Annotated in this window: 21 protein-coding genes; 4 read left to right on the top strand and 17 right to left on the bottom strand. The window is 63.2% G+C overall.

Annotation, left to right across the window (positions count from 1 at the left end):
• Nucleotides 1-149: 149 nt before the first annotated feature.
• The 9 genes from AB4Y77_RS10645 to AB4Y77_RS10605 form a co-directional block, all read right to left on the bottom strand.
• Entirely contained in the window at nucleotides 150-746 is a 597-nt protein-coding gene (locus AB4Y77_RS10645) for a GNAT family N-acetyltransferase (protein ID WP_442013888.1), read from the bottom strand.
• A 26-nt stretch (nucleotides 747-772) separates the two neighbouring features.
• Complete coding sequence (locus AB4Y77_RS10640) at nucleotides 773-1,636, bottom strand: 3-hydroxyacyl-CoA dehydrogenase family protein (RefSeq protein WP_442013887.1); 864 nt, start codon at nucleotides 1,634-1,636, stop codon at nucleotides 773-775.
• Complete coding sequence (locus AB4Y77_RS10635) at nucleotides 1,633-2,460, bottom strand: enoyl-CoA hydratase/isomerase family protein (RefSeq protein WP_442013886.1); 828 nt, start codon at nucleotides 2,458-2,460, stop codon at nucleotides 1,633-1,635. The genes AB4Y77_RS10640 and AB4Y77_RS10635 overlap by 4 nt, the downstream gene beginning before the upstream one ends.
• Nucleotides 2,460-3,686 carry a thiolase family protein gene (locus AB4Y77_RS10630; RefSeq protein ID WP_442013885.1) on the bottom strand — a complete coding sequence of 409 codons (1,227 nt, stop codon included), beginning with the start codon at nucleotides 3,684-3,686 and terminating at the stop codon, nucleotides 2,460-2,462. Before AB4Y77_RS10630 ends, AB4Y77_RS10635 begins: the two co-directional genes overlap by 1 nt.
• 187 nt (nucleotides 3,687-3,873) lie before the next feature.
• Nucleotides 3,874-4,530, bottom strand: a complete 657-nt coding sequence (locus tag AB4Y77_RS10625) for a pentapeptide repeat-containing protein (protein ID WP_311215347.1) — start codon at nucleotides 4,528-4,530, stop codon at nucleotides 3,874-3,876.
• A complete protein-coding gene (locus AB4Y77_RS10620) occupies nucleotides 4,530-4,988 on the bottom strand; it encodes an SRPBCC family protein (RefSeq protein ID WP_231340437.1) in 459 nt (152 codons plus the stop codon). Before AB4Y77_RS10620 ends, AB4Y77_RS10625 begins: the two co-directional genes overlap by 1 nt.
• 9 nt (nucleotides 4,989-4,997) lie before the next feature.
• The gene (locus AB4Y77_RS10615) at nucleotides 4,998-5,405 is read right to left on the bottom strand and encodes a DUF2177 family protein (protein WP_442013884.1); all 408 of its coding nucleotides are present in this window, start codon (nucleotides 5,403-5,405) and stop codon (nucleotides 4,998-5,000) included.
• 8 nt (nucleotides 5,406-5,413) lie between these two features.
• The gene (locus AB4Y77_RS10610; protein WP_442013883.1) at nucleotides 5,414-7,282 is read right to left on the bottom strand and encodes an AMP-dependent synthetase/ligase; all 1,869 of its coding nucleotides are present in this window, start codon (nucleotides 7,280-7,282) and stop codon (nucleotides 5,414-5,416) included.
• The gene (locus AB4Y77_RS10605) at nucleotides 7,279-7,758 is read right to left on the bottom strand and encodes a MarR family winged helix-turn-helix transcriptional regulator (protein WP_442013882.1); all 480 of its coding nucleotides are present in this window, start codon (nucleotides 7,756-7,758) and stop codon (nucleotides 7,279-7,281) included. Before AB4Y77_RS10605 ends, AB4Y77_RS10610 begins: the two co-directional genes overlap by 4 nt.
• Nucleotides 7,759-7,855: 97 nt before the next feature.
• On the opposite strand from AB4Y77_RS10605, the gene AB4Y77_RS10600 reads away from it, so the two are divergent.
• The gene (locus AB4Y77_RS10600) at nucleotides 7,856-8,725 is read left to right on the top strand and encodes a DUF1295 domain-containing protein (protein WP_311215351.1); all 870 of its coding nucleotides are present in this window, start codon (nucleotides 7,856-7,858) and stop codon (nucleotides 8,723-8,725) included.
• A 183-nt stretch (nucleotides 8,726-8,908) separates the two neighbouring features.
• Here the strand turns inward: AB4Y77_RS10600 and AB4Y77_RS10595 are convergent, their stop codons facing one another.
• The 4 genes from AB4Y77_RS10595 to AB4Y77_RS10580 all read right to left on the bottom strand — a co-directional run bounded on the left by AB4Y77_RS10595 (nucleotide 8,909) and on the right by AB4Y77_RS10580 (nucleotide 13,792).
• Entirely contained in the window at nucleotides 8,909-10,372 is a 1,464-nt protein-coding gene (locus tag AB4Y77_RS10595; RefSeq protein WP_311215352.1) for an amino acid permease, read from the bottom strand.
• A 239-nt stretch (nucleotides 10,373-10,611) separates the two neighbouring features.
• Entirely contained in the window at nucleotides 10,612-10,968 is a 357-nt protein-coding gene (locus AB4Y77_RS10590) for a Rieske (2Fe-2S) protein (RefSeq protein WP_442013881.1), read from the bottom strand.
• Entirely contained in the window at nucleotides 10,965-13,445 is a 2,481-nt protein-coding gene (nirB, locus tag AB4Y77_RS10585; RefSeq protein ID WP_442013880.1) for a nitrite reductase large subunit NirB, read from the bottom strand. Before nirB ends, AB4Y77_RS10590 begins: the two co-directional genes overlap by 4 nt.
• Nucleotides 13,445-13,792, bottom strand: a complete 348-nt coding sequence (locus AB4Y77_RS10580) for a molybdopterin oxidoreductase (RefSeq protein ID WP_089596049.1) — start codon at nucleotides 13,790-13,792, stop codon at nucleotides 13,445-13,447. The genes nirB and AB4Y77_RS10580 overlap by 1 nt, the downstream gene beginning before the upstream one ends.
• 182 nt (nucleotides 13,793-13,974) lie before the next feature.
• Here AB4Y77_RS10580 and AB4Y77_RS10575 point away from each other — a divergent pair, with 182 nt between their 5' ends.
• Nucleotides 13,975-15,033 carry a hypothetical protein gene (locus tag AB4Y77_RS10575; RefSeq protein ID WP_442013879.1) on the top strand — a complete coding sequence of 353 codons (1,059 nt, stop codon included), beginning with the start codon at nucleotides 13,975-13,977 and terminating at the stop codon, nucleotides 15,031-15,033.
• Between the two features lie 43 nt (nucleotides 15,034-15,076).
• Here the strand turns inward: AB4Y77_RS10575 and AB4Y77_RS10570 are convergent, their stop codons facing one another.
• A complete protein-coding gene (locus tag AB4Y77_RS10570) occupies nucleotides 15,077-16,759 on the bottom strand; it encodes an ABC-F family ATP-binding cassette domain-containing protein (protein WP_442013878.1) in 1,683 nt (560 codons plus the stop codon).
• Between the two features lie 203 nt (nucleotides 16,760-16,962).
• Here AB4Y77_RS10570 and AB4Y77_RS10565 point away from each other — a divergent pair, with 203 nt between their 5' ends.
• Nucleotides 16,963-17,475 carry an Arc family DNA-binding protein gene (locus AB4Y77_RS10565; RefSeq protein ID WP_442013877.1) on the top strand — a complete coding sequence of 171 codons (513 nt, stop codon included), beginning with the start codon at nucleotides 16,963-16,965 and terminating at the stop codon, nucleotides 17,473-17,475.
• Entirely contained in the window at nucleotides 17,475-18,341 is an 867-nt protein-coding gene (locus AB4Y77_RS10560; RefSeq protein ID WP_442013876.1) for a DUF4097 family beta strand repeat-containing protein, read from the top strand. Before AB4Y77_RS10565 ends, AB4Y77_RS10560 begins: the two co-directional genes overlap by 1 nt.
• 1 nt (nucleotide 18,342) lies before the next feature.
• Here the strand turns inward: AB4Y77_RS10560 and AB4Y77_RS10555 are convergent, their stop codons facing one another.
• The 3 genes from AB4Y77_RS10555 to AB4Y77_RS10545 are packed head-to-tail and all read right to left on the bottom strand — an operon-like array spanning nucleotide 18,343 to nucleotide 20,885.
• On the bottom strand, nucleotides 18,343-19,206 hold the full coding sequence (locus AB4Y77_RS10555) for a metal ABC transporter permease (protein WP_311215359.1): 864 nt from the start codon (nucleotides 19,204-19,206) through the stop codon (nucleotides 18,343-18,345).
• 3 nt (nucleotides 19,207-19,209) lie between these two features.
• Nucleotides 19,210-19,944, bottom strand: coding sequence for a metal ABC transporter ATP-binding protein (locus tag AB4Y77_RS10550; protein WP_442013875.1), 735 nt, complete (start codon nucleotides 19,942-19,944; stop codon nucleotides 19,210-19,212).
• Nucleotides 19,941-20,885 (bottom strand): metal ABC transporter substrate-binding protein, encoded by a 945-nt coding sequence (locus AB4Y77_RS10545; protein WP_442013874.1) that lies wholly within the window; start codon nucleotides 20,883-20,885, stop codon nucleotides 19,941-19,943. Before AB4Y77_RS10545 ends, AB4Y77_RS10550 begins: the two co-directional genes overlap by 4 nt.
• Nucleotides 20,886-20,918 lie beyond the last annotated feature (33 nt).

Raw genomic sequence — 20,918 nt, 5'->3', positions numbered from 1 at the left:
AGATACAGGCGAGAGCTCACCCCTCGGCGCACGCACTCCTCGCTACCCTCGCCACCCTCGCCGAGGGGTTAGCTCTCGGGACATTCAGCGCACCTAAAAAGGCGAGAGCTCACCCCTCGCCGCACGCACACCGAGGCGAACCTTCCCGTCTACGCGCCGTACTTCTCCAGCCGGAACTCCAGGCCGTTACGCACAGCCGGCCATTCGTGCTCGAGGATGGAGAACACCACGGTGTCGCGGAGGGCTCCGTCGGCGCTGCGGGAGTGATTCCGGAGCACGCCGTCCTGCTTGGCGCCGAGCCGGGCAATGGCTTCGCGGGACTGCTGGTTCATCCAGTGCGTGCGGAATTCCACGGCCGGGCAGCCCAGCGTCTCGAAAGCGTGGCGTAGGAGCAGCAGCTTCGAATCCGGGTTGGTCCCCGTGCCGTGCGCGGCCGCGGCGTTCCATGTGGATCCGATTTCCAAGCGAGGAGTCACGGCGTCGATGTTCATGTACGTCGTCATGCCGATGAGCTTGCCCGTAGCGTTGGAGCGCGTGGCGAAAGGCACCATGGAGCCTTTCGCCAGCAAGTCCAGGCGACGATCGATTTCAGCTGCCATGCCGTCCGGCGTCGGGACCGAGGTGTACCAAAGCTTCCAGAGGTCACCGTCGCGGGCTGCATCCACCAGCCCGTCATGGTGTTCCTGGCTTAACGGTTCCAGCGTCACGAATTTTCCGGTCAGGGTGATGGGTTCGATTGAAGTCACCCGGTTAGCCTAACCGCACGTGGGGCTCAGTCGTTCCAGTCGAAGAAGCCCTTGCCCGTCTTGCGGCCCAGCTCACCGCGAGCCACTTTGTCGCGGAGGATCTGCGGCGGCGCGAAACGGTCGCCCAGCGTGGAATGCAAGTATTCGGCAATGCCCAGGCGAACGTCCAAGCCCACAATGTCGGTAGTTTTCAAAGGGCCCGTGGGGTGCTTGTAGCCCAGGACCATGGCGGCATCGATGTCCTCCGCCGACGCCACGCCTTCCTCCACCATGCGCATCGCCTCGAGGGCGATTGCAACGCCAAGCCTTGAGGACGCAAAGCCCGGAGCGTCATTGACGACGACGGCGGTCTTGCCGAGTGCCTCAGTCCAGTTTTTCGCCGCAACAGCGAGTTCGGGAGAGGTCTTCTCAGCCAGCACCACCTCAATGAGGGTGGAGGCAGGCACAGGGTTGAAGAAGTGCAGGCCAACAAAGTTCGCGGGCCGGCGGAGCTCGTCGGCGAGCCCGGTGACAGAGAGCGAAGACGTGTTCGATGCCAGGAAAGCATCGGCGGACAAGTGCTCCTCCACAGCTTTCAGCGCTGAAACTTTGAGGTCGTAGTCTTCAGGCACGGCCTCCACCACGAGGCCGCAGTGGATGAACGACTCGTAGTCCGTGGAGGTGCTGAAGCGGGACATCGCTTGGTCAGGGGTTTCATTCAGGGTCCCGCGGGCGGCGGACTTGGCAACGGCATCGGCAACACGGCCTTGCGCTCCGGCCGCTGCCTCGTGATCACGTTCCACCACGATCACAGTGGCACCTTTGACGAGGAAGGCGTGGGCGATGCCGGCACCCATCCTGCCTCCGCCCAGGACTCCGACGACGTGCGGGATGGCGGGAGCTTCGGTCATTTCTGGGTCCTGTCGTCGGTGCCGGAAGTCGGAGCGGAAGAGGCGGATGCGTCCGTGTCTTGCGATGCCTTCGCCGATTTCTTGTCAAGGAAAGCCTGCATCCGGTCAAACTTGGCCTGGGACTCAAAAAGGATTCCCTGGGCCAGGGTGTCGATCAGCGGGTGGGCTTCGGCAGGGGCGTGGAACACGGACTTGGTGATGCGCACCGCCAAGGGGTCCTGGCGTCCGATCCGGTCGGCCAGTTTGTGCGCTGCGTCCATCAGCTCGGGGGCTTCGTGGATTTCGGTGATAAGGCTGATCCGCAAGGCTTCCTCTGCGCGGAGCACAGCGCCGGCGAGGAGAATTTCCTTGGCCTTCGGTTCTCCCACGAGTTCCTTGAGCCGCCAACTGGCACCTGCGGCGGCGAGAATTCCCAGCCCGGTTTCCGGGTTTCCAATCCTGACGCTCGGAGTCCCGATGCGGAAGTCCGCCGCGTAGGCGAGTTCAGCGCCCCCACCCAGGCAATATCCGTCCAGGGCCGCGATGACAGGCATGGGAAGCTTGGCGATCCGGACAAAGATGGTGGAGTTGATCCCCTGCAAGGCGTCGTCACGGCGCCGTTCGCGCAACTGCCCGATGTCGGCGCCGGAGGCGAACACCCCGTCCGTCCCGGCAATGATCAGTACTTTGGGGTTCCGCTCCAGTTCAGCACACACCTGGTGAAGCTCATCCACCATGGTCTGGTCAATCGCGTTGCGGACCTCGGGGCGGTTCAGCAGGACTGTGAGGCGGTCCTCGCGATCCTCAAGGAGGAGGGTGGTGAAGTCTTCCGGGTTCAGTGCCATTACACGCCTTCCAGCAGCATCGCGGTACCTTGTCCAACGCCGATGCACATCGTCGCCAGTCCAAGCCTGGGTCCGGTGGCGGAGGCGAGTTCACGCTCCATACGCCCCAGCAGCGTGATCGCAATACGCGAGCCGCTGGAACCGAGCGGGTGCCCCAAACTGATGGCGCCGCCGTCGTTGTTCACAATGTCGGGGTTCAACCCGAGGCGGCGCATGCTGGCGAGCGACTGCGTGGCGAAAGCTTCGTTGAGTTCAACGGCGCCCAACTGGTCCACGGTGAGCCCGGTGCGGGCCAGGATCTTCTGCGTGGCCGGGACGGGACCGATGCCCATGATCTCGGGCTCGCAACCTGCTGAAGCACCGTCGACGATGCGGGCGCGTGGAGTCAATCCGAACTTCTTGATGGCTGCTTCAGAGGCAACGATGATGGCCGAGGCGCCGTCGTTGAGCGTGGACGAGTTGCCGGCTGTGACCACGGATCCACCGGGCACGACGGGTCGCAACCCCGCCAGTACGTCCATGGTGGTGCCCTCACGTGGTCCTTCGTCGGTGTCCACCACGGTCTCGGACTTCCGGGTTTTGACCGTCACGGGAACGATTTCGTCCTTGAAGCGACCGCCCGCGATGGCAGCCAGTGCGCGCTCGTGGGAGCGGACGGCGAAGGCGTCAGCGTCCTCACGTGAAATCTTGTCCACTCGGCCTACTTCCTCGGCCGTTTCCGGCATGGAGTAGGTCATTTTGCCATCGCGTGAGAGCTCGCCCTTGGTGAAGAGCGGGTTGGCAAAGCGCCAGCCGATGGAGGTGTCGAAGATCTGCCCGGGCTTGGCGAACGCCGTGGTGGGCTTCTCCTGAACCCACGGGGCGCGGCTCATGGACTCAACGCCACCGGCCACTACGATGTCAGCGGCACCGGACTTGATCATGTGGCTGGCCATGATGATCGCGCTGAGGCCGGAAGCGCAGAGCCGGTTCACCGTGATGCCCGGAATATGGAGGGGAAGTCCGGCAAGAATGGTGGCCATACGGGCCACGTTCCGGTTTTCCTCGCCGGCGCCGTTGGCGTTGCCGAGGATCACCTCGTCAATGGAGTCAGGATCGACGCCGGCACGCGCCACTGCTTCCCGGACCACCAGTGCTGCGAGATCGTCCGGGCGGACGGAGGACAGCGCCCCACCGTAGCGACCTACAGGCGTTCGTGCGCCGCCAACAAGAAAAGCCTCGACCATGAGAACATCCTTCGCGAAAGTGAAAGGGACCGGTCCGGAATAATATACCGACCGTTCGTTCTATAAAGATTACACGGCCCGGCGGGCCGGTCAACAGCTGACGTCATCTGTTGCACCGCCCCGCCTGGGACCCTAAGCAAGCCGAAACGGCTCAGCACTAACCTCGAACAGGACCCGGAAGCCGGGATCACACCACCCGGATGCCGAGGTGACCAGCCAAAAGGGGCGCCATGAGGCTGAGTTGGTAGTCGTCGATAACAACCCCCGCCAGCCCCGCCAATCCGTTGATGCCACGGAACTCGGACGTCCGCAGATCAACATCCTTGAGCTTGGCCCCGGTGACGTCCAAGGTGCCGATAGTGCAATTCTTCAGGGCGATCCTGGTCCCGGCGCAGCCACCGAGATCCAACTCATTGATGATGCAGTCCGAGATCTGGAGGTCCATGAGCTTGGAGCCGCGCAGGTTCACATAGTCCAGCTTGCCGCCGTCGATCCGGACGGAGCGCCAGTTACCCTCGTACAGTTCAGCTGAGCCCCACCGGGGGTTGCTGATTTCCACGTCCTGCCAGGAGCTGCGTGCGGCGGTGAAGACCGGCGCGTACGGCTCGGCCAGAATGCACTCGCGGAACGTTGCGCCCCGCAACTGCGCCTCGTTGAAAGAGACACCGTTCAGTTCGCATTCGATGAAGTCGGAGCCACTCAGCTCTTCTCCGTCGGCGGAAACTTTGGTCCACCTGACGCCGTCATACCGTTCGCCGCGCTGGAAGTCCGGAGCGTCGTCGTCGCGCAGTTCTTCCAAACGGACCGGTGAAATCTTAGGGGCCACAACCTTCGCAGCCGCCATCAGAGGGATTCCGCCTTCGCTGCGATCTCCGTCAGGTCCTTGGCGAGGGCCTTGCGCGTCATGCTCATGCCGATTTTCCCGAAGAGAGCCATACCCACCTTGCTGAGGAACGAGGGCTTGAGGACCTCGGCGCCGAACGTCAGCGTCAGGTCCGTACCGCCGTCGCGCTCGGACAGGGTGAAGCGCGAGGTGTAATCAGCGCCGCCCTGAAGCGCCTTCACGGTAGTGCTGCGCGGTGGGTCGGCCTGGGACACCCACATTTCGACGGTTTCCTGCTTGCCCATCATGGTGCGGGTCTCCTTCCAGCGCGTGCCTTCGCCGTACGGGCCCTCGCTGAGCAACTGGACGGAGTCGATGCCGGAGAGTGTGCCGGCCGAGCCCGGGATGTCCGAGATAACGGCCCAGACTTTCTCCGGGCCTGCCTTAATGTGCTGCGTCAGGGTGGTGGTGTGTTCCATACATCGAGCCTAGACCCGACCCCTGACAGTCCCAATTAAGGCGGTCAGCCAGGTGACTACGGCGCAGACACCAACACCCCAGGCAATGTCGGTCACCGCCACCATCCGCGGGAAGTCCTTGAGGACTGCGAGTGCCGTCAACGCCCAGGTGGAGTACGTGAAGAAGCCAAACAACGCTCCTCCCGCGACCCGCCGACCCAGCGTGAGGCCCGTCTTCCCTGGCCGCACGCCATAGTGGACAATCCCAGCGACGAAAACCACGTAGAACAGCACGRCCGCCACTGGTTGCGGACTGGACGCGATCAGGTGTCCGATCTGGCTTTCATACTGCCGCTGCGCCACGGTGACGATCCATACGACGTCGATCACGGCAAAGATCACTGCTGCCAGCGCGTAGGACAGAAGCCAGCGCTTCATGCCGCGGCTCATCCCTGGCGCCGGGTGTCAGCGTAGAGGCTGTCCACGATGTGCCGTGCACGTTCGGTGAAAGCCCCACGCTTGAGTTTCATGGTGGGTGTCACGATTCCATTGGCCTCCGTGAGGTCGGTCAGCAGCAAGACGAACCGGCGCACCTGCTCGGAGCGTGCGATTTTCGCGTTCGCAGCACTGACGGCCTTGCCAATCACTGCGAGAAGCCGGACGTCGTCGATTTGGACTGCGCCGCCGTCGTCGGGGATCCGTAGGCCCTTCAGATCCGCGATGCCCTCGCGCTCGGCCCACGCCGCCAACGTTTCGGGGTCCAGCAGCACCAGCCCACCGAGGTACGGCTTGCCCTCCCCCACCATCACGGCATGGGCAACCAGCGGGTCGCCTTCAACATAGCCTTCCCAAATGGCCGGGGAGATGGTCTTCCCGCCGGCGGTGACAATGACGTCCTTGATCCGGCCCTTCAAGGTGAGCCGGCCCAGGTGGTCCAGCTCGCCAAGGTCCCCGGTCCGGAAGTAGCCGTCGACGAACGCTTCGGCGTTGTCCGCCTGCCGACGGTAGCCGGCAAAAACGCCCACACCGCGTGCCAGGACTTCACCTTGGCCTGACAGACGCACGGTGGTACCGGGCATGGGGACGCCCACGGATCCCGAGTTGATGGAGCCGGGGAGGTTCCCCGTCAGTGGGGCTGTAGTTTCCGTGAGGCCGTAGCCTTCGATCACTGGAAGTCCCAGTCCTCGGAAGAAAAGGGACAGCTCCGCATCGAGCGCCCCGGCGCCGGATAACAGGTAATCGAGGCGTCCGCCCACCACCTTCCGCAGCCGGGCGTAGAAAAAGCGGTCGAACAGAGCCCGCCGGATGCGGAGGCCGGCGGAGGCACGGACGGTAGGGTCGGCGTCGTGCGCTTCGGCAAACCGGCCCCACTCCACTGCTGTGCTCTGCGCCAAAGCCCACACGCGGCCCAGCCGCTTTTGCGTTGCCGCGGCAGCAGCCGATGCCTGGATTTTCTGCAGCACACGCGGAACCACCACCAGGAACGTGGGCTTCAAAGCGCCCAGCGCGGGCACCACTTCCCGGGGATCTGAAAGGTGGGCAATCCGCATGCCGTTGGCCAGGCAAATCAGCTGGAGCCCCCGCGCCAGGACATGGGCCATAGGCAGGAAGATGATGGTGTTTCCACCCTCGCGGACCACTTCCGTGTAGGCTCCGGCGACGTTAAGGACCTGCCCCACGAAGTTGCCGTGGGTGATGAGCGCACCCTTGGGCGCCGCCGTGGTGCCCGAGGTGTACACGATGGTGGCAACGGAGTCGAGATCGGCCAGCAAACGGCGCTCCTCCACGGTGCTGTCCGGGATCCCGACGCCGCGTGCCACCAAATCTGCCAGGTCCGATCCCGGCCAGGCATCAATGGTCCAGATCCCCAGTGGCTGGATTCCTGCGTTGCTGAAACCCTGCTCCAGCAAAGCGGCGTGCTCCGCCGTGCCGCCCACGGCAAGCCTGACGTCGGCATCGGCCAGGATCGCCGTCACCTGCGGTGCCGCTGAGGTTTCGTAGACGGGAACCACGACGGCGCCGGCGAACCAGGCCGCCATGTCGGCCAGTGCCCACTCGTAGCGGGTGGGGGACATGATGGCCAGGGACTCCCCCGGCTGGATGCCGGCAGCAATGAAACCCTTGGCCAGTGCCCGGACTTCGTCCACGAACTGCTCCGTGGTGACTTGCCGCCACGGATCGGTGATGGCCGCCTCTGCCGCGCGGACTTCAAAAGCGATGTGCGCCGGGTTCGTCCGGACGCGCTGCATGAGCAACTCGGTGGCGTTGCGGTGGTTGGCGGCGTCAACCAGCGGCGGGGAGGTGAATTCTCTCAACGGGCACCCTCAGCTGACAGGGATTGCAGGTGCTCTTGCATCAGGCCCAGGACGGCGTCGAGAAAATCCCCGACGACGGCTTGGTGCTCCGCAGGCAGCGCGTCCACGTGCGCAGTGGCAGCAGACAAGAGTGGCTGCAGCAGGTCTTTGACTTGGAGGGATGCCGAACTGGTGACGTTGACGTGCACCTGTCGACGGTCTTCCGTGCTGCGCAGGCGCTCAACGTACCCGTGCGACTCCAAACGACTGACCAGCGCAGTAGTGGTGGCCGCTGTAGCACCCAAGTCCGAGGCGAGGGCCCCCACGGTGACGGGCCCCGAATCAGCCAGGACGGTGAGCGCCCTGTAGTCAGTGAGGTTGATTCCGAGCGCCCGGGCTACCTCGCGTTCGGTCTCGTTAGCCAGGCCAAAAAGACCTTGCAAGGTCCGGGAGGTCGGGTGGGCCAACTCTCCGGTAGCCTTTCCATGGTTTTGCATGGTTATATAGTAATCAAATTAGTTTGAACATCAAACGGGCTAGGGAATCGGCGTTGTGGGGAACCGCCGCTGAAGCCGCCGTGAAAGGAACAATGTCGTGAAGGATTCAGAGAGGAAGGGCCTCATAGCCCTTCCCGTAGTGGTGCTGCTGGGCGGACTCGTCGCCGCGGCCGGAAGCCACCACGGAGCAAGCCTGGCCGGGATACCGGTCTTCGCCGCCGCAGTCGCCGTCGCGTTCATCATTCAATGGCTTGTCTTCATCCCGTCCTTCAAAGCACAGACAGAGAAGTACTTCGACCTGACCGGCTCACTGACCTATGTAGCCATCACCGTCCTGCTGGTGCTTGCCACACCTGGAATTGATGCCCGATCGCTGCTCCTCGCGGCCATGGTTGCCGCGTGGGCCCTCCGCCTGGGAACCTTCCTGTCCCGGCGGATCCATAAGTCCGGCAAGGACGACCGCTTCGACGAGATCAAGCCATCATTCGTCCGCTTCCTCAATGTCTGGACCATGCAAGGACTCTGGGTGGTCTTCACTGCCGCAGCGGCCTGGGTGGCCATCACCAGCACCAACCGGGTGGCTTTGGACTGGCTGGCCGTCCTCGGATTCGTGGTGTGGGCGGCAGGATTCGTCATCGAGATCGTGGCCGACCTGCAGAAGAGCCGGTTCAAGGCCAACCCCGCCAACAAGGGAAAGTTCATCTCCACCGGACTGTGGTCCAAGTCCAGGCACCCCAACTACTTCGGCGAGATCCTCCTGTGGACCGGGGTGGCCATCATCGCCATCCCGGTGCTCCAAGGCTGGCAGTGGGTCGCACTGATCTCCCCGATCTTCGTGACACTCCTGCTCACCAAGGTCAGCGGCATCCCCCTGCTGGAGAAGAAGGCCGACAAAACCTGGGGCGGCGAGGCCGGGTACGAGGCCTACAAGAAGAGCACCCCGGTGTTGGTCCCCAAGCTCGGCTAGGCCGCACAGCAGGCCCCGCAAAGCAGGCTGATTTCATTGCGAGGCCCGCTCTGCACGCTTCACACCCCGTTTTAGGGGGCAAAGCGGGCCCCGCAACAAGGAGCGCGCACAACGAAAACGGCGCGTGCCCCGGAAGGAGGCACGCGCCGTCGTACGTTTGAAACGCTGGAAACCAGAGGAGTCTTAGCTGAAGAGCTCGCTCTTGGGTTCGTTGTTCTTGACCTTCTGCCAGCCGAGCCACAGCACCAGGGCGAAGAACGGGATGGTCGCGAGTGTCCACAGGCCCAGCAGGAAGACCTCGCCGGTTTCCTTGTCCGTCATGGAGTCGAAACCGATCAGCACGGTGATCGCCAGCAGGGCGATGAGCCCCACCCAGCTGGTCCACGGCGAACCGGGCATCGGCAGGCTGGAGACGTTGCCGCGCTTCTTCCGCAGGGCAATCTGGCTCGCGAAGATGGAACCCCACGTGAAGATCACGCCGATGGAGGCCGTGTTCAGTGCGAGGTCGAACGCGTGCGAGCCACCCAGCCAGATGTTGAGCAGGATACCGACGAGGTAGACTCCACCGATCGCCAGGATGGCCGCGTAGGGCACATGGCGGGTGGACATCTTGGTGAGCCACTGCGGGGCATGGCCGTTGTTGGCCATGGTGCGGAAGATACGGCCGATCGAGTACAGGCCCGAGTTGCAGGAGGACAGCGCGGCGGTGATGACGATCATGTTCATGACGTCGCCCATCCAGCCGAGGCCCATCTGGCCGAACACAGTAACGAAGGGCGAGGTACCGGCTACGTACTGATCGGACGGCAGCAGCATTGCGAGCAGCGTCACCGAACCAACGTAGAAGACCACAATACGGACCACGACGGCGCGGATCGCCTTGGGAACTTCGCGTTCCGGGTTCTGCATCTCGCCTGCGGTGATACCAACGAGCTCGATGGCGTTGTAAGCGAAGATCACGGCGTTGAGGACCAGGATCATCACCAGCCCACCCTTGGGGAACATGCCGCCGTCTTCGTGGAAGAGGTTGGCCACGGAGGCGTTACCGTCGCCCACCTTGGCGTTGGTAACAACCATGAACGTGCCAACAGCCAGGAAAATCACGATGGCCGCGACCTTGAGGCAGGAAGCCCAGAATTCGAACTCGCCGAACGCCTTGACGCTGAACAGGTTCACGGCCACCAGCAGCACCAGTGCTGCGATGGCGGACAGTTCGATGGGCACGTTGGGGAAGAAGAACTGGAAGTAGAGGCCGATCGCGATGAGCTCAGCAATGCCTGTCATGGCCCAGTTGATGAAGTACATCCAACCGGAGAGGAAGGCGCCCTTCTTGCCGAACATTTCGCCGGCGTAGCTCACGAAGGAGCCGGAGGTCTGGCGGTACATGATGAGTTCGCCGAGGGCGCGCATCAGCAGGTAAGCGATGACGCCGGCAATGGCGTAGGAGAAGATCAGGGCCGGACCAGTGGAAGCCAGACGGCCACCGGCGCCCATGAACAGACCGACGCCGATTGCGCCACCCATGGCGATCATGGTGACGTGACGGCGGCTCAGGGTCTTCTGATATCCCTCGGCGCTGAGGTTGGAGTCCGAGGCCGCAGATGAGGCCTTGGAGCTCTGGAGATCTGTGGGAGTACTTTGCGGCACAGCTGTTCCTTGTGGGTTGGGGTGTTGCTGTAGGTGTTACGCCAGTGCCGGAACACGGGCGGCTTTGGCACACATAATTCGACCTTTTCCCCTTTGGAGGAGCCGAAGTGTGACAAAGAACGCAGAACGCCGAAGCTTCGCGCAACCCGTCTATCTTACGGGATTAACCCCAATGCCCGTGACGCAGGCAACAAGGAGCTGTGGACAAGGGTCAAAACACCCTCTGGATTCGGCGCTGTTCAGCCCATGTCCATCACAATATTCCCGGCCTCATCTGCGAAGACTCTGTAGCTCCGCAAGGGTTTGGCGCCGGTGGTGGAGCAGCCTGATTGGAGTTCGAAAGCGTGTTGATGAAGCGGGCACATCACCACTTGCTGGTCGATGGTGCCGTCCGYGATCGGGCCACCTTTGTGCGGGCAAACACCCGAGACTGCCCGCAGGTTTCCATCCCGCAGGCGGAACACCGCTACCTGCTCGCCGTCGATCCCGAAGGCCCGGCCCTCGCCGAACGGGATTTGGTCAACGGGGCCCAGAAGGTGCTGAATGTTCGATCCGACGCCGGACACGGATTCGGCGCTCACTGGCTGCGCATTCATCGGACCGGCACCTGTGGAAGGACGGTCAGGGGCAGGGAGGTCCGGAATTGGCCAGGCGTCAGGGGGTCGTCGCGCTCGCTCCACGGGTCCACGTAGCTGTCCACCGAAGCTTGCATGGAAGCGTCCAGGCGGGCTGCGATCCCTTCGGAATCGTCCAGGATGACGCTGCGGATGTGCTCGATCCCCACCCGTGGCACGAACGCATAGGTCCGTTCCAGCCAGTTGGCGTTCTCCCGGTAGTACTGCATGAACCGGCCTGTCAGCAGCGTGACTTCCTCGGGCGTGTCCACCGTGACCAGGAGATCACCCTTGCGGATATGGGCACCGGCTGCTCCCCCGACGTAAATTTCCCAGCGGCCACCTTCCACGGCCACCACACCCACGTCTTTGACCAGGGACTCCGCACAGTTGCGGGGGCAGCCGGAGACGGCGAGTTTCAGCTTTGCCGGCGCTTCAATTCCCTGGAACCTGGACTCCAACCCGATCCCCAATCCCGTGGAGTCCCCTGTTCCGAACCGGCAATAGTCCTTCCCTACACAGGTCTTAACCGTGCGGAAACTCTTGCCGTAGGCGTACCCGGACGGCATGTCCAGATCGGCCCAGACCTGCGGAAGCTCTTCCTTGGGCACCCCCAGGAGATCGATTCTTTGCCCGCCGGTCAGCTTGATCAGGGGAATGTTGTGCTTCTCGGCGACGTCCGCGATCCGCCGGAGCTGCTGCACCGAAGTCACCCCGCCCTTCATCTGCGGGACCACGGAGAAGGTGCCGTCGCGCTGGATGTTGGCGTGGACGCGGTCGTTGATGAACCGCGCGTCGCGTTCGTCCACGTAGTCCCCGGCCAGCATCATTTTCATCAGCGACGCCAGCCCCATTTTGGACTTGGCATCCTCAGCACTGCCCGGAGCCAGGGCGGCAAAGACCTCTGACACGGAACGAAGCCCACGGGACCGGATCTCAGCCATCAGGGAGGCCTTGTCCAGCGGAATTCCGGGAACGTAGTAGGTGGCTGCCGGGTCCTCCTCCACAGCACCGCCGGCGGCCCACTCCACCACCTGGGTGACCATGAGCTTGCACGATCCGCAGCCTTTTCCAGCCCGGGTGGCGTCCATGGCAGCGGATACCGAAGCGCACCCGCCACGAACTGCGGAGACCAACGCGCCCTTGGAGACGCCGTTGCAATTGCAGACCTGGGCGCTGTCCGCCAGCTCGGCAACACTCTCTTCCTCCCCCGGTGACCCGAGGTCGAACATCAGCGAGAGCCGCTCCTCCGGAAGGGGCAAGCCTTGATCAAAAGCCTGGGTCAGGTAGGCCACCTTCCGGCTGTCACCCAGCAGCGTGGCACCCACCATTTTGTTGTCCCTGATCACGATCGACTTGAAGACCCCGCGGCTGGGTTCGGAGAACACGATGTGCTCGTCGCTGTCCCGTTCMGGGCCATGAAGCCCCATGGAAGCGACGTCGACGCCGGCCACCTTCAGTTTGGTGGCGGTCCTGGACCCCAGATACATCGATGCGCGATCCACGCCCGTGACGTGGTCGGCCAGCACGGCGGCCTGCTCCCACAAAGGCGCCACCAACCCGTACACCTCGCCGCGGTGCTGGACGCACTCCCCCACGGCGTAGATCTCCTCTTCGTCCATCACCCGCAGGTGGTCATCCACCACGATTCCCCGCTCCACTGCCAAACCACTCACGACGGCGACATCCACGTTGGGTCTGATGCCCGCGGTGACCACCACCATGTCGCAGTCCAGGTTGGGTTGATCGCGCAGGCCCACCCCGGTGACACGGTCCGATCCCAGGATCGCCGTGGTCCGGCTTCCGGTGTGCACCCCGATGCCCAGGGCCTCGACGCTTCGCCGCAGTATTGCACCGCCGTCGGGCCCCATCTGGGCGCTCATCAGGTGCCCGCCCGAGTGGACCACGGCGACGTCCAGGCCGTAGGCCTGCAACCCCCGTGCTGCCTCCAACCCCAGCAATCCACCGCCGATCACCACAGCCCTGCTTTGCTGATCGCGATGGTGCTGGTCCTGGGCGAACTGGATCATCCTGCGGGTGTCGTCCATGGTCCGGAAGGTGAAGACGCCATGCCGGACCGTCCCGCTGGGGGTGTAGATGCCGTCCATGGGTGGCAGGAAGGAGCGGCTGCCCGTGGCGATGATCAGGTGGTCGTACTGGACCACGCGGCCGTCGGCGGCGAAAACATGCCGGCTGAACTTGTCGATCCGATCCACGCGGACCCCGGCGTGGAGGGTGATGTTGTTCTCCTGGTACCAGGGCAGGGCATTGAGGAAGATGTCCGCATCGCTTTCCTCGCCGGACAGGACGTGGCTGAGCATGATCCGGTTGTAGTTCCCGTAAGGCTCGTCTCCGAACATGGTGATGTCGAAGAGGTCGCCGCCACCCCGGGCCAGGATCTCCTCCACGGCCCGGGCGCCGGCCATGCCGTTTCCGATCACTACCAGCCGCTTTTTCATCAGTGCTCCACCATGCCGAGATCCACCACCACGGTTCCCCGCACCCCGGCAGGGGCCACGATGAACAGTTCGATCACGGACCCGCCTTCGGTGTCTTCCACCACCCTGAGCGGGATGTGGACATCGCCCTTGGCCCCGATGGGGAAATAACGCAGGGGAATACGGTCGCGCATCAACACCACGGTGATCAGTTCAGGGCTGGAATTACCGCCCCGGAAGTACAGCGTCTGGTTGACCACGCCATCCGGAACAAAGTGCGAAAGTTCAGCGTGGATGGGAACCGGTTTATCCAGCCCGGTACCTTCGAAGTGGTAGATGCCCTGCAGGAAGAGATTCTGGATGATCACGGGACAAGTCCTTTCGGCCGGTTCCCTTCCCATGGTGCTCCGCCGTTGTTTCAAGACGCTCGATGCCGTGTTTCCACCCGCAGGACAGGGGGTAACGATCCGTTTGCGAACAACTCACCAGAGCGCGGCATCCCCATAGTATTGAGGGCTAGAGCTGTCATCGCATCTATGTAGGAGCAGTCTTGGCCAGAACGGGCACCAAGGAAGAATTTGTAGAGAGGTACGAGACCCTCACTGAGGTCATCAATTCTCTGAAGACACTTGACGCAAGCCTCAGGAAGGTCGCCCCCGTCGTCACCGTGCAAGACGATTTAGACGTCGACGCTGCAATTCAGATTGTGGATGCGTGGCTTGGCATTCTCGAAGACGACTATATTCGAGACGACTTCGAAGAAGGAGCAAAGACTCCGAACGGAGATCCAACCATACATTGGGTCACCACCGAGGTTCTCCGCCGAGTTCAGTTTTCAGTACAAGAGCTTACAAAGATCAGTGAAACCGTCGAGGGGCTGACGAGTGCCAGTGCATACCTGGCACAGCTGACCACGGAACTGGGCGCAGTTCTAAAAACCGCTTCGGGCTTTGGTAAAAACGGGCAACGTGGTGCAATACATAGCCGGAAGCTGTCCGAAGCGGCAGGAGTAGTCCGGAGCGTAGAGTCGCAGAACAAGCTGCGCAAGATCGAAGCCACTGCTAAAAAGGCTCTTGATAGCACTCAAGCCTCCGCTACCAAGGCCTCGGCAGCCGCCGGCGTTACCGGCGATAGTGCTATGGCCACACACTACGAGGCGATGGCAACCAGAGAAACGCTTTCTGCAATTCGGTTTCGCCTTTGGACAATCCTCACTTCAATGCTTGCCGGTGGCACTGCCCTCGTATTCTTAGTTGGCCCGTCCTGGGGGCTGGAATCTTTGAAAGTTGAAACAGGTGATTACGTTCACCTGATTCAGCGCATCGTTGTGACAGCTGCTGTCTTCGGCCTGGCGGCATATCTGGCTCGCCAAGCGCATCAACACCGATCATTGGCCAACTGGGCGGGTACGTTGGCGGTTCAGCTCAAGACCTTTGAAGCCTTCGTTGACCCCATAACGACCGACACAGTGAAGGATTCAATTCGACGTTCCTTCGCGGAACGTGCCTTCGGAGAGCATCCTTCGATGAAGGGGGAAGCCGTCAGCCAATCAGAGACAGCAACGGCAGAAAAGGCAATCGACTTAGTTACCCGGAATCTCGGAAAGTAAGGACGTCCGCTTCCGGTCCGAATGGACGCCAAGGGCGTCGCGACTACAGCAACTCGCCGCCCTGCATCCCGTAGCGGACCCACGAACCTGCCGAAGCGCTACGGCCGGAGCCGGCGGTATGGCCGCCGTCTACGCGGGCACAGTGATCGAACCACTCACCCAAGGCGCGGTCGTGGCTCACGATCACCAGGGTCCCGGCGAACGACGCCAATGCTGCCTCCAGTTGTTCCACCAAGACGGGTGCCAGATGATTGGTGGGCTCGTCCACAATCATTGTTTGGTACCCGCCCAAGAGCAGCCGGGCCAAGGCGAGGCGGCGTTGCTGCCCCGCGGACAGGCCACCTACGGGCACGTGGAACTCGGCGGGCCGGAAAAGACCCAGGCGAAGCAAGCCCTCCGCGTGTTCATCGATGTTCCCACCGAGCCCCGCGGCGAATGCGGGAAGCAACCGCAGCCCCGGACGCGTGGGAACGTCGAGCTCTTGCTGCAGGTACCCCACCTTGCCGCGGACGTTCACCGACCCCGCGGCCGGTTCCAGGTTCCCCGTCAATACGGACAGCAGCGTGGATTTGCCGGCTCCGTTGGGCCCGGTGATGAGTACCTTCTGGCCAGCTTCAACCCTAAGGTCGGTGGGTTCAAGCCTCCCCGGGACGCTGATGCCGTGGGCTTCCAGTGCTGGTTCGGACATCACCTCTGTCACAGAACCCAGCGGAGCTGCCAGTGTCAGCGGCACCGGTGGGCGGTCCACCGGGTTCTCTTCGAGCCGGCGGAGCCGTTCCTGGGCGTTGCGCACCTTGCTGGTGACCGCGCTCTGCCAGGTTCCGGCCTTGAACGAGAAGCCCATCTTGTCGTTGTCGCGCTTGCGTCCGTAGCCCATACGGTCGGCAACGGTGGCAGCTTGGAGCCGTTCGGCAGCCATGGCATCCAGCCATTCGTCGTACTCCTGGACCCAACGGGCACGTTCGGCGGCTTTCTCGCGGAGGTAGCCTTCGTAGCCGTTCCCGTAGCGGTTCACGGACCGGCGGTCGGCGTCCACTTCGATGATGGTGGTGGCGACCTTGCGCAGCAGGACACGGTCGTGCGAGACCACTATCACCGTGCCGCGATGCCCGGCCAATCGGGACTCAAGCCAGGCGGTACCGTTCGCGTCAAGGTGGTTGGTGGGCTCGTCCAGGAGCAACGCTTCGGCAGGATCGGCCAGCAAGCATGCCAGCGCCACCCGTTCCTGCTCGCCGCCGGACAAAGAACCAAGCGTTCGACGGCGGTCCAAGCCTCCCAGCCCCAACTTGTCCAGCGCTGCTTCCACTCGGGATTCGGCAGCGTAGCCCTCGCGGAGTTGATACTCCGTTTGCAGGCTTCCGTAGAGTTCAAGTTCCTCGGTGTCGGCGTCGGCCAGGCCTGATTCGAGGTCAAGGATGCGGGCTTCAAGGGAACGCAGCGAAGCCAGGGAGGAATCGATGGCATCTCCTACGGTCACCGACTCGGAGAAACCATGGGTCTGCGCGAGGTAGCCCACGCGGTAGCCGGGGTTGCCGCTCAGGCCGGCCGCGCCGTCGTCGGGCGTTTCCGCGCCGGACAGCAGCCGCAACAGCGTGGATTTGCCCGCGCCGTTCTCGCCGACGATCGCCACGTGCTCGCCGTGGTGGATGACGAGGTCAACGTTGGTGAGAAGTTCGCGGTCCCCGTAGCCGTGGGAAACGCCGGAAAGGTAAAGGTGGTCAGTCAAGAGGTATCCTCGCAAGTCCGCAGTGGGTGGCCGAAAGCCGTGTGGGTACTGGGGATGCAGCCGCAGATAAGGGCTGCGCTCAAGACTTCATCGCTCCAGCCTGCCCGGCGAACGCGGCGCCGTCAAGCCGGGGCACCGCGGGTGACACCACGTTGAAACCGAAAACTCTTGCAATGACACCATAGTGACGTCATGATGGTGTCATGCAGCTCAACCAGTACGTCTCCGCCGTCCAGCACCAACTGGACACTGCCGCCGACGCCGGAGGTCCGGAGGCAAGGGCCCTCAGCGAGCGGCTCACCGCCGCGGTGGAATCCACGGTGCGCCTGGTCCTCCTCGAGGCTCTCTCCGACGCGGCCAGCGAGATCACCCTGGAGCTTGCCCCGGGCTCGGTGGAGGTGAGGCTCCGCGGCCGCGACCCCGAATTCGTGGTCAGCAATCCAGCCACCGCCAACGACTTCGAGGCCGCAACGGAACAACCGCGCCAACGCACCATTACGCCCGAAGACCTCGATGGCGCCGGCACTTCCCGCACCACGCTACGGCTCCCGGAGCACCTCAAGCAGCAAGTTGAGGATGCCGCCGGACAGGAAGGGCTATCTGTGAACTCGTGGCTGATCAGGGCTGTCGCAGATGCCCTCAACGGCGGCAGCCCTTCCCAACGGAAGGTACCCCGCGAACCCGGCGAACAGAACCTCACAGGATGGGCACGCTGATGGCAACCTTCCAGACTCCGCAACCGTTCGCCGTCGTGGTTGATGTTTCCGTCCGCGCAGATATCTGGGTCGTGGCGCGGGACCGCACCGACACCGAAGTCACCGTCCAGCCACGCAAAGCCAAACGCTCCCTGGATGCCAGGATGGCCGAACAGACCACTGTGGACTACTCGGATGGCCGCCTTCAGATCAGGCTCCATCCCGCGATCCGCCATACATGGTTCAGCGACGGTGGCGCCGTGGAGGTCACCGTGGAAGTTCCCAACGGCTGCAGCCTGGAGTTGAAGTCGGCCATGGGCGACCTCCGCTGCGACGGCGAATTCAGCAGCGCTGACCTGAAGACCGACTTGGGCCACATCCGGATTGACCACTGCGGCGAACTCCGTGCCCACACGGACCTGGGTGACGTGACCGTGGAACGCGCCTCAGGACGGTCCAGGATCAAGACCGGTTCAGGCAAGATCCGAATCCGCGAAATTGACGGCGTTGCCACGGTCAAAAACGGCAACGGGAGCACCTGCATCATGGATGCCGCCGGCGAGCTCAGCATCAGCGCTGCCAATGGCGACGTCTCCTTGGAACGGGCCGGTGCATCCACCATCATCAAGGCATCCAGCGGCGACATCACGGTGGGCGAAGTTTCTGCCGGCACCCTCACCGCCCAGACGGCAGCGGGCGCGCTGTCCATCGGCGTGCGCCAAGGCACTGCGGCCTGGCTTGACCTCAAGACCAAATATGGACGGTTACGCAACGCACTCGACGCCACCCATGGACCTGGCGAATCCACGGACACAGTAGAGATCCGTGCCCGCAACGCCTACGGCGACATCACGGTGACGCGCTCACCCGCAACAGCGCACGCCTGAGCTACGCCGTTGCCGTGGCCCGCTTCCGGCGCGCTTTGGCCAGCCGCGTACCGATCAGCCCCTGCCGCGGGCTGAACAGATAGACGAACGCGAACACCACGCCTTGGGTGAGCACCACCATGGCCCCCGATGCTGTGTCCAGGTAGTAGCTGAGGTAGATGCCGGCCACGGAGCACACCACGGAAATCACCGGTGCAATAACCAGCATCCGCGAGAACCGGTCCGTCAGCAGGTAGGCGGTGGCACCAGGGATGATCAGCATGGCGACCACCAACACCACGCCCACAGTCTGCAGCGCAACCACCGAGGTCAGTGCCAACAAACCCAACAACAGTGCGCCAAGCCTGCGGGGCGAGAGGCCGATCGCGTGCGCATGCGTGGGATCGAAGGCGTACAACGTGAGGTCGCGGCGTTTGAGGATCAGGATCGCAAAGGCCACCACGCCCAGCACCACCACCTGGATGAGGTCGGGGATGCTGACGCCCAGCAGGTTGCCGAAGATGATGTGGTTCAGGTCGGTTTGGCTCGGGGTCACGGAGATCAGGACCAGGCCGAGCGCGAACAGCGAGGTGAACACGATGCCGATCGCAGCGTCTTCCTTCACCCGGCTCGTGTTGCGGACCACCCCGATCAACGTCACCGCGATCAGCGCGAACACCAACGCCCCCAACGCGAACGGCGCACCCACGATGTACGCGAGGACGACGCCGGGAAGCACCGCGTGCGAGACGGCGTCGCCCATGAGGGACCAGCCGATCAGGACGAGCCAGCAACTCAGCACCGCACAGACCACCGCGGCGATGGCCGTGGTTGCGAGCGCCCGCACCATGAAGTCGTAGCTCAGGGGTTCCAGCAGGAATTCCACGGTTCAGCCCCTGTTCATGACGTCGAGGCCGAAGGCCATGGCCAGGTTCTCGGGCTGGAGCACGGTGTCAGGACTTCCGTGCATGAGCACCTTGCGCATCAGCAGCACGGCTTCGTCGCAGAGCTGGGGCAAGGCGTGGAGGTCGTGGGTGGAGATCAGGATGGTGGCGCCGTCTTCCGCCAGCTCACGGAGCAGCCGGGTGATGGTGGCCTCGGACCGTTTGTCCACGCCTGCGAATGGCTCATCCAGCAGCATCATGGTGGCTCCCTGGGCAATGCCACGGGCCACGAAGGCCCTCTTCTTCTGTCCGCCGGACAGCTGGCCGATCTGCCGGTCGGCGAACTCGCCCAGCTCCACCCGTTCCAAGGCGAGCTCGACGGCGTCCCGGTCGGCTTTGCGGGGCCGGCGCGTGAATCCGAGGTGCCCGTAGCGGCCCATCATCACCACGTCCCGGACGGACAAGGGGAAGGCCCAGTCCACGTCCTCGCTCTGGGGGACGTAGCCGATCCCGGCGTCCTTGCGCATTTTCACGGGCGGCTCTCCGTGGATGAGCACCCGGCCGGAATCGGGTTTCACCATGCCCATGATGACTTTGAACAGGGTGGATTTGCCCGAGCCGTTCATCCCCACCAGGCCGCAGATCCTGGAATGCTCCAGGGTCAGGGACGCAGAATCCAGGGCCAGGACTTCACCGTAGTGGACGGTGACGTTCTCTACGGCGATCGCGGGGGTGCTCATGGCGTTCCTCCTGTCAGTGCAGTGGTGATGACTTTGGCGTCGTGGCGCATGAGGTCCAGGTAGGTGGGAACCGGCCCGTCAGCCTCGGACAGGGAATCGACGTACAGAGTCCCACCGAACTTGGCATCAGTCGCACCCACCACCTGCTGCATGGGAGCATCCGAGACAGTGGATTCACAGAACACCGCCGGAACCTGGTTGTCCTTGACGAACTCTATGGCCCGGGTGATCTGCTGTGGCGTTGCTTGCTGCTCTGCGTTGACTGCCCAGATGTAGACCTCCTTGAGGCCGGCGTCGCGGGCCAGGTAGGAGAAGGCGCCTTCGCAGGTTACCAAGGCCCTTTGTTTCTCCGAGAGGACGGACAGCTTGGACACCATCTCGTCCTGCACGGTCTRCAGTTGGGCGTTGTAGGCCTTGGCGTTGGCTTCGAACTCTGAAGCATGGGATGGATCCAGCTTCGCGAAGGCCTTGGCCATGTTGTTGGCGTAGATCTGGACGTTCTTGGGCGACATCCAGGCGTGTGGGTTCGGTTTTCCCTGATAGGAGTCCTCGGCGATGGGCATGACCTCCACGCCGTCGCTCACCACGGCGTGCGGCACGTCCAGGTCTTCCACGAACTGGGCGAACCAAGCTTCGAGGTTGAGCCCGTTGTCCAGGATCAGGTCGGCTTGGGCAGCTTTGCGGATATCGCCGGGGGTGGGCTCGTAGCCGTGGATTTCGGCCCCGGCTTTGGTGATGGACTCGACCCGGAGTTTATCCCCTGCAACGTTCTTGGCGACGTCGGCCAACACAGTGAACGTTGTGAGCACCACGGGTTTGTCATCATCTCCCGCGGAGGAATTCCCGCCACAGGCGGAGATGCCCAGGGCAAGGGCGATGACGGTGAGGACAGCAGCGAAACGGCGGACATCTTTGGCGCGCCGAAACGAAAAGTTAGGCATACCGAAAAGTGTAGCCAAGCAAGGGCCACCCAG

The organism is Paenarthrobacter sp. YAF11_1, from assembly GCF_052113445.1.
GTDB lineage: Bacteria > Actinomycetota > Actinomycetes > Actinomycetales > Micrococcaceae > Arthrobacter.
The sequence above is the reverse complement of the archived record's forward strand: the minus strand, read 5'-3'. Positions and strand labels throughout refer to the sequence as shown.